Below are 14,396 nucleotides of genomic sequence, written 5' to 3'. Positions count from 1 at the left end.
TTATGTCCTATAATCCGCATTTATTTTAACATACTCATAACCAAGGTCACATCCATATGCTTTAAAACTTCCCTCGCCGATACCTAAGTCGCAAGAGATAGTGAATTTTTTATGCTGCATAACAATTGCACATTTTTTTTCCATCTCTTCGTCAAAGTAAAGTTTTCCTCTATCATAAACACATAAATTATCAAAAGATATCTTGAGAGTCTCTTCGCTGCACTCCACACCGCTTGCTCCAACTGTTGAAGCTATTCTTCCCCAATTTGGGTCTTCACCAAAAAGTGCAGTCTTTACAAGAAGAGAATCTGAAAGTGCTTTTGCTACTACTTCAGCTTCCCTGTCATCTTTTGCACCTGTAACCTTGTATGTAACAAGCTTTGTAGCGCCTTCGCCGTCTCTAACCATCTCTAGGGCTAAAAAGTGCATAACTTTAAACAGAGCCTCTTTAAAAGCCTCTTTGTCATAGGCTTCGCTTTTCTTGTTAGCTAAAAGCAAAACGGTATCATTGGTTGAAGTATCCCCATCAACACTTATCGCATTAAAAGTTGTCTTGGTCACTTCATCTAACGCTTCTTGCATCTCATTTTTAGGTACAGCAGCATCAGTTGTAATAAAACACAACATTGTTGCCATTGCAGGGTTTATCATACCCGCACCTTTTGCTATTGCACCAATGTTAAAACTGCTGCCATCATCCAGCTTAACTTTAAATGCTATCTCTTTGGCAAATGTATCTGTAGTCATTATAGCTTTTGAAGCAGAAGATGAGTCTCTTTTAGAATAATCAAAAAGCTTAGCACCTTCAATGATTTTCTCTTTTGGCAATCTAACTCCGATTACACCTGTTGAACTCATAATCGGGTTGATTACATCTTTACATGTACGAAGAACTTCATTTATATCTTCAATACCTGCTTTACCGGTCATTGCATTAGCATTTTTAGAGTTAATAAGTATGAAGTTTGTTTTAAACGAACCCATTGATTGAAAATGTTTTATAGGTGCCGCAAACATTTTGTTTGTTGTAAAGACTGAAGCCACTTCACATTCACTATCACTATATATAAAAGCCATATCTTTTGCACCGTCTTTTTTAAGTCCAGCGCTCACGCCATCGGCAAAAAAACCATCACTTGCACAGACTCCATTCTGTGAATAAATTATATTATACAAATTTCAGTTCCTTAGGCTTATCTCTTTTTCTTAATAACTCTTTAGTTACGGTGATATCTTTTTGAGTTCCAATGATCAGCAGTTTACACTCACTTGTAATCAATACATCGCCCTTTGGCATAGCCGAAAAGTCACCATCTTTTTTTGTGATACCGATAACTGAAGTATTTGTAATTTGGCGTATATGTGTCTCTTTTAATTTTTTAAGAACTGCCCAGCTGTATTTTGGAACTTCAACTTCTTCCATATCAAGAGGGTTGTCACTTTTATATAAAAATTCTTCAAGAAGGTTTTCCATATCCGGACGAGAAGCCATAGCACTAACTCTTTGAGCAGTTAATTTTGTAGGCGAAACAACTGTGTCAGCTCCTAATTTTTTCAGTTTATCAACATCACTAACACTCTCTGCTGATGAGATAATATAATATGGTCTTGGTAAAAAGTGCTCTTTTTCAAAAAGTCTTACTGAGGCGATTAATGCGATATTATCACTAATAGAATTAGATAGTGTAATAATACCTTTAGCAGATGCAAGATGAGCTTTTAACATACTTAATTCAGTATGTGGTTCTGCTTTTAAATATGTTGGGTAGTTGTGTTCTATAGCCCATTGATGAATCTCTTCTCTGGGGTCAATAACGACAAAAGGGATATGATTTTTTCTTAACTGTTTTGTAACTTCGAGAGTATAATCATTATGATAACAAATGACAAAGTGTTTCTTGAGTCTAGCTATACTATATAACATACTTCGCTCCTTTAAAATGGCAAATATATTTCCTCTATTTAATTCTGCCACCACTATACTTATGGCACTCGTAAAGATAGCAAAACCAGCAATAATGAGTGTTATTGTAAAGATTCTTCCTGCATTTGAGATCGGAATAACCTCTCCAAAACCAACCGTAGTGAATGTGATTCCTGTTTGGTATATTGCATCCATTAATGTTGCGTTTTCTATAAGTATATAACCTGTAGTTCCAAGTAACATAGTTATGACTGTTAAAATTAGAGGTAAACGAAATGCTTTGAGGTGAGGGTAAACTTCAGGAAGAAGCTTTACATCAGGTTTGGGAGCGGACTCCCAGTGTAGAAATATTCGAATTTTGCTTAAGAGACTCAAGCTAATTTCCTATTTCTCTTAAGAATTTTTCTTAAGTGTGCGTAATTCTCTTGCAGATATTTTAATCTTTTGAGTAGTACCGTCATCTAGAGTAATGCGTACTGTTCTAAGATTTAATAAAAAACGACGTTTTGTTCTATTTTTAGCGTGAGAAACATTGTTTCCGCTCATTGGGCCTTTGCCACTTATAGCACATCTTCTTGCCATATCAAATTCCTTATTTTAGGTTTTAAAGTTGCGAATTATATCAAGCCCAAACAAAACTTCTGCTTAATACTTACTATAAATAAACTTCTTGTGCTTTTTATATACTTTTTATGCATATGTCGGTAGAATGAAAAAAAAGTAATATACTGAATTGTGAAAACATGATAACTAAAAATGACATAGATATTTTTATAAGTAAAATTCCTCCAGCGCCAAAAACGCTAAAAGATACTTTTGGACTTTTGCAAATTGGAGATTTAGTAAAAGCTGCGAAGCTTGCCGAGAGTGATTTGGCACTAAAATCGTATCTTAAAAATCTTGTTAATAAGCCTATATATGGATTTAAAAACGAAGTTAGTGATATATCTCAGATATTTGGGATACTAGGTGTTTCACTTTCACAACAAGCAGTGTACAACTATATGACTTCTCTTTTGAGTCCAGATGAGTGGCTTCTGTTCAAACTAAATGCTGCATCTTTTTATGAACTTCAAGCTCAATTATCAAAAAAGTGGGAAGCAATATTAACATATTTAAAAGTTGAGGATAAAGATATATATGCAGCTATAAGTCTGCTTCCATCAAGTATCATAGTCTCAGAAGCACTTTTTTGTAAAAGCATTGATGATGTCACCTTGTTAAGAACAACAAAAGCTCTTGATTACAACACCATTCTCACCCGTTTATGTGGTATTGGGCTTTTTGATATTTGTGAGAAGATAGCTCATAAATGGGAGATGAATGAAATAATCCCACAAATAATACACTCAGCATCGGGAGTAAGACCATCTGACGATGAAGAGATAAATAAGCTAGGAAAATGGATGCATCTCTTACTGTTTTTTGAACTATCTCAGCCGCAGTTTATAGAAGCTGGATTGAATGATTTTGTTGATTTTCAAGTTGATTATGTCAGCGACATATACGATGAGTTTGCAACTCTTATGGAGATTAAATGAAAGCCGTAGTTAAAAATGGTGTAGCAGTTTTCTCGCCTCAAGGCTTTCTTGATGCCAATTCTACCAGTGCTTTTTTAAATATTGAAGATGTAACGGCAGCAGAAAACTTAAAAGCTGACATGATTTTAGTTTCATTAAAAAAAGTTATCTTTTTTAATCGTAACGGCTTAGATGCTTTTGTAAAACTTTTTTATAAAATTCGCAAAAAAAATCATGCAATAGTCGGATTTTGTGATTATGATGATAAAAAATATCATGCTATTAAGAAATTTTATAAAGGTGAAATAAATTTTTCATTGTTTAAAACATTAGATATTGCATATCTATTTTCAACAGGTTTTAAAAATCAAAATAAAAAAATCCTACTATACAGCAGTGACAAATCTCAAAGAACTACTATGGCTATTGAGCTGCATGATGGCGGTCACAATCCAATAGTTGCACAATCGCAAGAAGAGTATGAGAGTAAAAAAAAGAATACTGATGCATATGATTATATTATTGATTCAACATTTCTTGGAGACACAGGAGACAAGGTTGCTACTCGTGTCACCGGAAATGCTATTATTTACACGGTTTCAGGTTTTTTAGATGCCCAGATAAATGAAAGATTCAATCTTTTATATCATCAAAACTCACTAAATGTCGGTTTTAGACTATTTATTTTTGACGCATATAAAGTCGTCAGTATGAATGTTCACGCTCTTAACTTTTTCTCAAAGCTTTCAAGCTCGGCTGCTGAGTATAATGCAACCATATGCTTTGTCGGTCTCTCATTTGAAAAAACACAAATAGAATTTAAAGAAACTCTTGAAGATGCTGGAATACTTTTTTATGAACAGATGGATGATATTTTAAAAAACAAAGAGTTATTAAATGAATTAGGTGCCAGCAGTGCTGCAAACATAAAAAACAAAAGAGCTTTAAATAAACAAACCGTTAAAGAACTGCCAAGCTTTATTGATGCAGCCATTATCACAATTGAGATGATGACAAACTCTAAAGCAATAAAAAAATCTGCAGAAATACACAATTTAACTATAGATATTAAAAAAGGCAAAATTGCCAGTTCAATTGGGTACTATGGAGAACTAGACGGTATGGTAATATTAGTTTTTCCGGTTACTATCGCAAAGAAAGCTTGTGAACTTCTTATTGGTGAGTCAACAGACGATATCGAACTCATTTTAGACACTTTAGCGGAACTTGTAAACATAGTAGGCGGTAAAATTAAAACTCTTTTGTCTGAACATAATATAAAAGTAGACATTACCCTGCCAAGAACTTACCAAGATGTAGATAGCCTGCTAGAAGTTGTTGGTGATAAAAAAGGTGTTCAAGTAGATTTATCTTTTGATGATGATGAATTTTTATTTTTCTTAACAAGATAAAAGCTAGTTAATAGTACCATTTCATACTTTAAAAACAAAGGTTTATAATGATTAAAGTGGCTCCAAGTGTATTAAGTGCCGATTTTGGCAATCTACAAAGAGATGTTGAAGCTATCTGTGATGCTGGCTGTGATTTAGTACATGTAGATGTTATGGATGGTCATTTTGTTCCAAATCTGACTATAGGGCCTGTTGTAGTCTCTGCTATAGCCAAATCTGCGACAAAACCCCTAGATATACACCTAATGGTTCAAAACAATACTTTTTTTGTTGAACTCTTTGCACCGCTAAAGCCAGAGTATATATCTTTTCATATAGAAGAAGAAAAACATCCGCACAGGCTTATTCAAAAGATTCGCTCATACGGAATCAAGCCAGCCATAGTGCTAAACCCTCATACTCCTCCTGAATCCATAGAGTATTTGCTACAAGATTTAGACATGGTACTTTTAATGAGCGTAAATCCTGGATTTGGCGGCCAGAGTTTTATTGACACTGTAATACCAAAGGCTTCAAAACTTAATGAAATGAGAAATAGACTTAACCCTAAATGTCTCATAGAAGTTGACGGCGGAGTAAGTGATAAAAACATTCAAAGTCTTAAAGATGTTGGTGTTGATGTTGTTGTTGCTGGAAGTTATGTATTTAAACACGCTTCAAAAGAAGAAGCCATCAAAAGTTTACAAATATAATGAGAACAAAAATTTGCGGTATTACATCTTTTGAAGATGCGATGGTGGCGATTGAAGCCGGTGCAGATGCGCTTGGTTTTGTTTTTTATGAAAAATCACCTAGATACATTTCACCCTCTGATGCTAAAAGTATAATTGAAAAACTCCCGCCATTTGTAGAAAAAGTCGGTCTTTTTGTAAATGTAGATGCACAAGTTATCAACTCATATATTCAAGAGTCTGGCTGTACGCTTGCGCAACTTCACTTCGAAGCTCCCGATGAACTGTATGAACAACTCTTTGTTGCATATATTAAAGTTATAAGAGCAAAAGAAGCTAAAGATATATTAAAATACAGTGATGAGTATAGACTAGTTGATGCTTACTGTGAAGCTTATGGCGGAGCCGGCAAAAGATTAAACATAGAGTGGTTCAAAGATGTTGATTGCTCTAAAATCATCCTTGCGGGCGGCTTAGATCCTCAAAATGTAGCTTCTGTTAAAGAGTATGGCTTTTATGGAGTCGATGTAAGTAGCGGTGTTGAGATATCTCACGGTATTAAAAATGCACAAAAAGTTAAAGAATTTATAAAAAATGCCAACTCCTGACCTATGCTAAGTAATGATTTTCCACTTGATGCAAAAAGTGTCTCAAGATTAGCGACAAAAGGCTTGCCTCTTGAAAATCTCAAATCTCAAATTGATGACAGTATAGACTTCTCGCTTGAACTATGGAGATCACAAGGTCTTGATATAGTGAAAAACAAGGGCTACTATTATTTCTCAACAAAATTTATTCCTATGGATAAAGCAGAATTTTGTATTGTAGATATTGAGACTAACGGTTCTAAAATAGATAAACATCAAATCATAGAAATTGCAGCTCTTAAAATCAAAAATGGCAAGATTATCGATAGTTATGAGTCTCTTGTAAAGTGTAAAGAAATCAATAAACACATAACAGCCATAACAGGAATAAGCGCAGAAGATACACAAGATGCCCCTTTGCTAAAAGAAGTTTTGTACAAATTTAAACTTTTTTTGGGAGATGCCGTATTTATTGCACATGATGTAAAATTTGATTATAAATTCATCTCACAATCAATGCAAAAAGTCGGTTTAGAACCTCTTTTAAATAGAAGTATATGCTCACTTGCTCTTGCTGAGAGAACGATAGAGTCTTACAGATATGCTCTTTCTTATTTAAATAATACATTTAGATTAAATCCTGATGCAAGTCATCATAGAGCTATGAGTGATGTTATGACAACTTATGGTCTTTTTAAACTATCACTTGAAAATATAAGTGAAAATATACATAATGTAGAAGACTTGATAAAGTTTTCTAAAGAGGGAAAAAGGTTAAAAAGGCCGAAGTTCGACCCTCTTCAAGAGAATCAAGAAGAAAAATAGTTTACTCTGAAAAAGCTCCAGGGTTAGTTAATCTTTTATATCTAGCATCCATTCTCTCTTCATCAGACATTTCGCGAAGTTTAGAGAGTTCATCTAAGAAGTAGTCTGCAATTGCAGCAGCAGCACCATCTCTGTCTCTATGAGCACCAATTAGCGGTTCATCGATTATATCATCTATAAGGTCTAACTCTTTTAAGTCTTTACTAGTAATCTTCATGGCATTTGTGGCAGCTTCTGCTTTAGCCGGATCATTCCATAAAATCGCAGAACAGCCTTCAGGAGAAATAACACTAAATACAGAGTATCTCATCATAGCAAGCTTATCAGCAACACCTATAGCAAGTGCTCCACCACTTCCACCCTCTCCTATAACAATAGAGATTGTTGGAGTGTTAAGCTCAGCTAATTCAATTAGATTTCGCGCAATTGCTTCACTTTGATTTCTCTCTTCTGCACCGATACCAGGATATGCACCCGGAGTGTCAATAAGCATAAGAACCGGTATGTTAAACTTTTCTGCAAGTTTAGCTGCACGAAGAGCTTTTCTATAACCTTCTGGATGAGGCATACCGAAATTTCTTTTGATTTTATTTTTAGTTCCACGACCTTTTTGCTCGCCGATAACCATAACTTTTTCGCCGCCAATGTAGCCTAAGTAACATAAAATTGCAGCATCATCACGAAAGTGTCTGTCTCCATGAATCTCGTATTTATCTCTCATAATCAAGTTAATATAGTCAAGTGCATATGGTCTATCTAGATGTCGAGCAAGCTGAAGCTGTTGAAATGGAGTTAAATTATTAAATATTTTTGAAACAGCTTTATCTAAATCTTTTTGAAGATTCTCAACTGCACCTTCATCATGACGAACTTGTGCAGATATAATATCCTCTTGGATAAATTTAATCTTGTGCTCAAAGTCTAAATATGTTGCCAAATTGAATCCTTATACTTAGATTTTCTTAAAGATTAGAACGCCGTTTGTTCCACCAAATCCAAATGAATTGCTCATTACAGTATTTAGTTCTGCTTTTCTTGCAATATTTGGAACTATATCTAAGTCACAGTTTTCATCCGGTGTTTCATGATTAATTGTTGGAGGAATAATTCCATCTCTCATTGCCATAAGACATGTAACAGCTTCTATACCGCCAGCAGCACCAAGACAGTGACCGATTTGACCTTTGATAGAACTCATTGGAGGACAATTTTCTTTCCCTCCAAGTAATTCTTTTACTGCAGCTGTTTCATTTTTATCATTAATTGGAGTACTTGTTCCATGCGCGTTTACATAATCCAGCTTAGGCTCACCTGCCATTTTATATGCGGCTTTCATAGCACGAGCCGGACCATCAAGACTTGGTGTAGTAATATGATTTGCATCTCCACTCTCACCAAAACCAACGATTTCACCGTAGATATTTGCTCCGCGAGCCACAGCATCTTCATAAACTTCCAATATAAGAGCTGCTCCACCTTCACCCATTACGAAACCATCACGGTTTGCATCAAAAGGGCGAGAAGCACCCTTAGGATTTTCATTGTTTGTTGAAAGTGCTTTCATTGCTGCAAAACCACCAACACCGGCACCCGTTACAGCACACTCAGCTGAAATTACTAACATCTTATCAGCGCCACCACACATAATAGTCTTACATGCTTCGCTGATTGCGTGAGTTCCTGCTGCACAAGCTGTAACACTTGAAAGGTTTGGACCTTTTGTACCGTGCTCTATAGATACAAAGCCGCCAAGCATATTCACTAAAGCGCCTGGAATAAAAAATGGAGAGATTCTACGAGGTCCACGAGTCTCTATAATTATTGAGTTTTTCTCAATTGAAGGAAGCCCACCGATACCAGAACCGGCACTTATGCCCATCCTATGCATGTCTGTATCTTCTGGAAGGTTAGCATCAAGCATCGCTTCTTGAGCAGCTTTAAGACCAAGATGAATAAATCTGTCTGCTTTTTTAACTTCTTTAGGTGACATCACAGTTTCTGGGTCAAAGTTTTTAACTTCAGCGGCAATTTTAACAGCATAGTTTTCAGGATCAAATAGAGTAATTTTATCTATGCCGCACTCACCGTCACAAATAGCTTTAAAAGAACTCTCTTTATCATTTCCAACTGCATTAATCATGCCTAAACCAGTAACTACAACTCTTCTCATTCAAAATCTCCGTGAAAATATAAAATACTTTTTAAGAACCAGTAAACATTCTGAGTATTAAAAAATATTTACTACCGAGGAGTTCCTCAGTAGGGAAAAAAAGCTAATTATTTGCTTTCTATATAGTTAACTACATCTTTAACTGTTTGAATTTTTTCTGCTTCATCATCAGGAATTTCTATATCAAACTTTTCTTCAAGAGCCATAACTAATTCAACTACATCAAGGCTATCAGCACCTAAATCTTCAACAAACTTTGCATCTTCTTTTACCTCATCAGCGTTAACGCTTAATTGTTCAACTACAACTTCTTTAATATCGTCTAATAGTGCCATTCTAGCTCCTGTATTTTATGTTTAAATTCACGAAATTATAACATAACTAACTTAATTATTTTAAAATGCGTTAGTAAATTAAGAGAAAATCTCTTATGCCATATTCATTCCACCGTTAACTTTAAGTGTTTCACCGGTTATATAACTAGAGTGATCAGAAAGCAAAAAAGCTGTTGCCTCAGCAATTTCACTAGGCTTTCCAAAACGATTCATCGGTATCTTTGAAGTAAAACTCTCCTTTACCTCATCGCTTAATACATCAGTCATCTCTGTTGCAATAAAACCTGGTGTTACGGTATTGTAACGGATTCCGCTCGTAGCAGCTTCTATCGCAAAACTTTTTGTCATTGCGATAACTCCGCCTTTAGATGCTGAATAGTTGGTTTGACCGCCATTTCCAGTCTCTCCTACTATAGAAGCGATATTTACTACAGCACCGAATTTTTTCTTTCTCATTACTTTCATAGACTCTCGACATCCTATAAAACATGATGTAAGATTTGCATTTATTACACTCATAAAATCTTCTGTTTTCATACGAAGAGCCAGCTTGTCATTTGTAATACCTGCATTATTTACAAGATATGAAAGTTCACCATCACTATCCATAATAGTTTTTATTGCATCAATAAATGCAGCTTCATCACTTACATCAAAACCAATAACAGCCGCACTGCCTCCTGCTGTTTCAATCGCATCTTTTACTGCATCAGCTTCTGCTGCACCGCTTCTATAATTCACCCATACTTTTAAACCAAACCCTGCTAAAGTTTTTGCTATCTCTGCACCGATACCACGACTTGAACCTGTTACTAAAACATTTTTTCCACTGAATTTCATTTTCTTGATTTCTCCATTTTTAAATTAAACACCATCTATATTAGAGCGTTATCCATCTCTTGAGGGATTTCAACATCCATAAGTTTTAAAACCGTTGGAGCAATATTATTTAAACCACCGGTTTGAACTTTGCTAACTCCATCTGCTTCAACAAAACACCATACTTTACCGACTGTATGATTTGTCAAAACATTTCCGTCTTCATCTTTCATCTCTTCACAATTACCATGATCAGAAGTAATAACAACTGCGTAGCCCTGCTCTTTAGCTTTTTGAAGTATCAAGCCAAGCTGAGTGTCCACCGTTGTCACGGCTATTTTAGCTGCTTCAAAATCACCGGTATGGCCTACCATATCGCCATTTGCAAAGTTTACAACTACAAAATCATACTCTTCATCCATAGCTTTTAAGACAGCAGAACCTACTTCTATTGCGCTCATTTCAGGTTTTTCATCGTAAGTTTTCACATCAGGAGAAGGGATAAGAACTCTTGTCTCATTTTCATAAGGTTCATCAATACCCCCATTTAAAAAGAAAGTCACATGTGCATATTTTTCAGTTTCAGCAGTATGAAACTGTCTTAAACCTTTTGATGAGATAACTTCAGCCAGTGTGTTTTTTGGAGCATCTTTTCTAAACAATACAGGATAGGAAAAACTTTTATCATACTCTGTTATTGTTGCTAGATTAACATCTACATGTGATTTTGAAAAACCGCTAAAGTTTTCATCTCCTATAGCAGAGACAAGTTCTCTCATTCTGTCGCTTCTAAAGTTTATAGTAAGTACGCTGTCACCGTCTTCAAACCCATCATAACCATCAAATGCAGTTGGAGCAATGAACTCATCGGTATCGCCAAGCTCATAAGATGAGCCAATATACTCTGCAGGTTCATAGTCAGTTTTAGGAGTTGCGTTTACTATTGCATCATATCCTCTTTGGACTCTTTCCCAGCGATTATCTCTATCCATAGAGTAAAAACGGCCGCTTATTGTAGCAATTTTAACACTATCATTTAAATGTTTTTCAACTTGAGCCAAATACTTTTGTGCAGAAGTCGGAGAGACATCCCTGCCATCTGTAATTAAATGTAAAAAAACTTTTTTGCCTTGTGCAGCTGCTATTTTGGCAATGCCCATAAAGTGATCTATATGAGAATGAACACCGCCGTCGCTCATAAGTCCTATAAGATGTAATCTGCTTGAAGCATTTAGTAGGTTTTTTAACTCTTCATTGTCTTGCATGGTATTTTCACTTAGAGCCAAAGATATTTTTACCAAATCTTGATAAAGAACCCTTCCGCTTCCTATGCTCATATGCCCAACTTCAGAGTTACCCATCTGCCCTTCTGGAAGACCTACGCTTAATCCAAATGTATCTATTAAGGAGTGAGGAGTATCCTTAAAGAGCTTGTCATAGTTTGGTTTTTTTGCATTATAAAACGCATTATGCTCAGTTTTTGAACTATATCCAATACCATCTGTTATTATTAAAACAGCTTTTTTTGCCAATTATTCCCCTTAATAATTAAAGTTTTATGCAATTATACTATAATGTCATTTTTATTTTATAAGGAATTATCACTTTGTTATACTGGCTATCAGAAACACTAAACATAAATATACTTAGCTACATTACAATTAGAGCCGGAATATCATTCTTTTTAGCTCTGTTTTTTACACTATTTTTAATGCCTCGTTTTATAAGTTGGGCACAAAAAACTTCTAGTGTTCAACCCATAAATGATTTGGCACCTGATAGACATAAAGAAAAGGCCAAGACTCCGACTATGGGTGGTATAGTGTTTATTAGTGCGACAATACTTGCATCACTAATCAGTATTAAATTTACAAATATATACGCTCTTGGCTCAATACTTACGCTTGGACTATTCTCGATGATTGGCTTTAAAGATGACTTTGCAAAAATTAGAAAAAATGAAAATCTTGCAGGTCTTAAAGCAAGAACAAAACTTATATTGCAAATAGTTTCTGCCCTTATAATTGCATCTTTTTTGTATTTTTTAGCTGATTTTAATACGCAGCTTTATGTTCCATTTATTAAAAATCCTGTTCTTGACATGGGTGTCTACTCTATTATTTTGTGGATACTAGTTATGATTGCAACTTCAAATGCTGTCAACCTGACTGATGGTCTTGACGGGCTTGCTACTGTACCGTCTATTGTAGCTCTTACATCATTTAGTATCATTATATATATAACAGGTAACGCAACAATAAGTTCATATCTTCTTATGCCCCATTTCAATGTTGGAGAAGTTGCAATTGTTGCAAGTGCTCTGATTGGAGCTTTGACAGGGTTTTTATGGTACAACTGCCATCCTGCTGAAGTTTTTATGGGTGACAGCGGTTCGCTCACTATCGGGGCTTTTTTAGGTTATCTTGCAATCATCTCTAAAAGTGAAATTCTTCTTTTACTAATCGGTTCTATATTTGTTATAGAGACACTCTCTGTAATTCTTCAAGTAGGAAGTTATAAAATCAGAAAAAAAAGAGTCTTTTTAATGGCGCCCATTCATCACCACTTTGAGATGAAACAGTGGGCAGAGAATAAAATAATTGTTCGATTTTGGATAGTTGCTATTATATCTAACCTGCTAGCACTAATCTCTCTAAAGATTCGTTAATGCAAAGAGTATCTCTGTTTGGATATGGAAAAACAACAAAGACATTAACTAAGATTTTTCCAAATGCTGTTTTTTATGATGACAAAGTGGTAAAACCATTTACAGACGATAACGGATTTAAAGTTAAGCCCTCATCTGATTTCAATCCCAATTACTCTGATTTGGAAATTCCATCACCGGGTATACCGCCATCAAATTCACTTATCATGAAAGCAAAAAATCTCATCAGTGAATATGACTGTTTTGCAAAAAACGCCCCACTGACTATATGGATAAGCGGGACTAACGGTAAAACTACTACAACACAGATGATGCAACATCTTTTACAAGACAAAGGCTCTGAGGCTGGCGGAAACATTGGAACTCCCCTTGCTGACTTGAACCAAAATGCCGACATGTGGATTTTAGAAACCAGCTCTTTTACTATGCACTATACAAACATAGCTCTTCCTAACATATATGTCCTGCTTCCAATAAATCCAGACCATCTCTCTTGGCATGGAAGTATGGATGAGTATGTCAAGGCAAAACTAAAGCCTATTGAGTCTATGAAAGAGGGCGAGGTTGCAATAGTTCCAAGTGACTATAAAAACATTAAGACCTCTGCACATGTCATTCATTATGAAGATGTAAATGATTTAGCCTCATATTTTGAAATAGATACCGCGAAGGTAGATTTCAAAGGTGCCTTTTTGGCAGATGCTCTTCTAGCAATGGCCGTTGATAAAATACTTTTTGATAGAGTTGATTATGAAAAAATAAACTCTTTTGTACTTGACCCGCATAGACAAGAAGAGCTAAGAGACTCTAAAAACCGTTTATGGGTAAATGACACCAAAGCAACAAACATTGATGCCACTATTGCAGCATTAGATAGATATAAAGAGTCACATGTACATTTAATCTTAGGCGGTGACGATAAGGGTGTTGATTTAAACGAGTTATTTGAATACTTACAAAACTGTAGTGTTAAAATCTACAATATTGGCTCAAATAAAGACAGACTCTCGAAACTGGCTCAAGAGTACAAAATCTCTTTTGAATTATGCAAAAATTTAGCAGATGCCATAAGCAAAATAGACAACAATCTAAAAGAAAATGAAGTTGCCCTACTCTCTCCAGCAGCAGCTAGTCTAGACGAATTTAGCTCATATGCACAAAGAGGTGATGAGTTTAAAGCAGCTGTGCAAAACATAAGCTAGCTTTCAGCCCTTAGAAGCTATAATCTCGCTCTTTAAAAGATGGCCAATTAGCTCAGTCGGTAGAGCAAGTGACTGAAAATCACTGTGTCCTTGGTTCGATTCCGAGATTGGCCACCACCTTTTAATTTACATATTACTTTGAACTAAAGCACTAATAATAAAAAGTGTTAACAGTATCCCAAAACCAATCAATATATTTTTTAATTTTGATTTTTTTAATGGTTTTTTATAATCATCAATATCTTCTAAACTTGGTTCCATTA

At 35.2% G+C, this 14,396-nt stretch carries 16 protein-coding genes and 1 tRNA gene; 8 read left to right on the top strand and 9 right to left on the bottom strand.

What is annotated here, in order from left to right:
- The 3 genes from argJ to rpmB are packed head-to-tail and all read right to left on the bottom strand — an operon-like array spanning position 1 to position 2,506.
- The gene (argJ, locus tag OQK60_RS08865; RefSeq protein ID WP_297686158.1) at positions 1-1,176 is read right to left on the bottom strand and encodes a bifunctional glutamate N-acetyltransferase/amino-acid acetyltransferase ArgJ; all 1,176 of its coding nucleotides are present in this window, start codon (positions 1,174-1,176) and stop codon (positions 1-3) included.
- Positions 1,169-2,299 carry an NAD-binding protein gene (locus tag OQK60_RS08860; protein WP_297686156.1) on the bottom strand — a complete coding sequence of 377 codons (1,131 nt, stop codon included), beginning with the start codon at positions 2,297-2,299 and terminating at the stop codon, positions 1,169-1,171. The genes argJ and OQK60_RS08860 overlap by 8 nt, the downstream gene beginning before the upstream one ends.
- Before the next feature lie 18 nt (positions 2,300-2,317).
- A complete protein-coding gene (rpmB, locus tag OQK60_RS08855; RefSeq protein ID WP_294930808.1) occupies positions 2,318-2,506 on the bottom strand; it encodes a 50S ribosomal protein L28 in 189 nt (62 codons plus the stop codon).
- A gap of 161 nt (positions 2,507-2,667) precedes the next feature.
- Here rpmB and OQK60_RS08850 point away from each other — a divergent pair, with 161 nt between their 5' ends.
- From OQK60_RS08850 to OQK60_RS08830, 5 genes are read left to right on the top strand one after another with little or no spacing between them, the layout of a single operon-like run.
- Entirely contained in the window at positions 2,668-3,465 is a 798-nt protein-coding gene (locus OQK60_RS08850; RefSeq protein WP_297686154.1) for an HDOD domain-containing protein, read from the top strand.
- Complete coding sequence (locus tag OQK60_RS08845; protein WP_297686152.1) at positions 3,462-4,856, top strand: chemotaxis protein CheX; 1,395 nt, start codon at positions 3,462-3,464, stop codon at positions 4,854-4,856. The genes OQK60_RS08850 and OQK60_RS08845 overlap by 4 nt, the downstream gene beginning before the upstream one ends.
- 50 nt (positions 4,857-4,906) lie before the next feature.
- Complete coding sequence (gene rpe, locus OQK60_RS08840; RefSeq protein WP_297686247.1) at positions 4,907-5,548, top strand: ribulose-phosphate 3-epimerase; 642 nt, start codon at positions 4,907-4,909, stop codon at positions 5,546-5,548.
- Positions 5,548-6,135 carry a phosphoribosylanthranilate isomerase gene (locus tag OQK60_RS08835; protein ID WP_297686150.1) on the top strand — a complete coding sequence of 196 codons (588 nt, stop codon included), beginning with the start codon at positions 5,548-5,550 and terminating at the stop codon, positions 6,133-6,135. Before rpe ends, OQK60_RS08835 begins: the two co-directional genes overlap by 1 nt.
- Before the next feature lie 3 nt (positions 6,136-6,138).
- Complete coding sequence (locus OQK60_RS08830; protein WP_297686149.1) at positions 6,139-6,939, top strand: 3'-5' exonuclease; 801 nt, start codon at positions 6,139-6,141, stop codon at positions 6,937-6,939.
- 1 nt (position 6,940) lies between these two features.
- Here OQK60_RS08830 and accA read toward each other — a convergent pair whose 3' ends face one another.
- The 5 genes from accA to gpmI all read right to left on the bottom strand — a co-directional run bounded on the left by accA (position 6,941) and on the right by gpmI (position 11,795).
- Positions 6,941-7,876 carry an acetyl-CoA carboxylase carboxyl transferase subunit alpha gene (accA, locus tag OQK60_RS08825; RefSeq protein ID WP_297686147.1) on the bottom strand — a complete coding sequence of 312 codons (936 nt, stop codon included), beginning with the start codon at positions 7,874-7,876 and terminating at the stop codon, positions 6,941-6,943.
- Positions 7,877-7,891: 15 nt separating this feature from the next.
- Positions 7,892-9,109, bottom strand: coding sequence for a beta-ketoacyl-ACP synthase II (locus OQK60_RS08820; protein ID WP_297686145.1), 1,218 nt, complete (start codon positions 9,107-9,109; stop codon positions 7,892-7,894).
- Positions 9,110-9,216: 107 nt separating this feature from the next.
- Positions 9,217-9,444 (bottom strand): acyl carrier protein, encoded by a 228-nt coding sequence (acpP, locus tag OQK60_RS08815; protein ID WP_297686142.1) that lies wholly within the window; start codon positions 9,442-9,444, stop codon positions 9,217-9,219.
- A gap of 93 nt (positions 9,445-9,537) precedes the next feature.
- Positions 9,538-10,284, bottom strand: a complete 747-nt coding sequence (gene fabG, locus OQK60_RS08810) for a 3-oxoacyl-ACP reductase FabG (RefSeq protein ID WP_297686140.1) — start codon at positions 10,282-10,284, stop codon at positions 9,538-9,540.
- 35 nt (positions 10,285-10,319) lie between these two features.
- Positions 10,320-11,795, bottom strand: a complete 1,476-nt coding sequence (gene gpmI / locus OQK60_RS08805; RefSeq protein WP_297686137.1) for a 2,3-bisphosphoglycerate-independent phosphoglycerate mutase — start codon at positions 11,793-11,795, stop codon at positions 10,320-10,322.
- 74 nt (positions 11,796-11,869) lie between these two features.
- On the opposite strand from gpmI, the gene mraY reads away from it, so the two are divergent.
- The 3 genes from mraY to OQK60_RS08790 all read left to right on the top strand — a co-directional run bounded on the left by mraY (position 11,870) and on the right by OQK60_RS08790 (position 14,250).
- The gene (mraY, locus tag OQK60_RS08800) at positions 11,870-12,931 is read left to right on the top strand and encodes a phospho-N-acetylmuramoyl-pentapeptide-transferase (RefSeq protein WP_297686135.1); all 1,062 of its coding nucleotides are present in this window, start codon (positions 11,870-11,872) and stop codon (positions 12,929-12,931) included.
- Positions 12,931-14,133, top strand: coding sequence for a UDP-N-acetylmuramoyl-L-alanine--D-glutamate ligase (gene murD / locus OQK60_RS08795; RefSeq protein WP_297686133.1), 1,203 nt, complete (start codon positions 12,931-12,933; stop codon positions 14,131-14,133). The genes mraY and murD overlap by 1 nt, the downstream gene beginning before the upstream one ends.
- A 41-nt stretch (positions 14,134-14,174) precedes the next feature.
- A tRNA-Phe gene (locus tag OQK60_RS08790) sits at positions 14,175-14,250 on the top strand.
- 9 nt (positions 14,251-14,259) lie between these two features.
- On the opposite strand, the gene OQK60_RS08785 is transcribed toward OQK60_RS08790, so the two are convergent.
- Positions 14,260-14,394, bottom strand: coding sequence for a hypothetical protein (locus OQK60_RS08785; protein WP_297686132.1), 135 nt, complete (start codon positions 14,392-14,394; stop codon positions 14,260-14,262).
- Positions 14,395-14,396: the final 2 nt, after the last annotated feature.

This window comes from Sulfurimonas sp. (assembly GCF_026196735.1).
GTDB lineage: Bacteria > Campylobacterota > Campylobacteria > Campylobacterales > Sulfurimonadaceae > Sulfurimonas.
The sequence above is the reverse complement of the archived record's forward strand: the minus strand, read 5'-3'. Positions and strand labels throughout refer to the sequence as shown.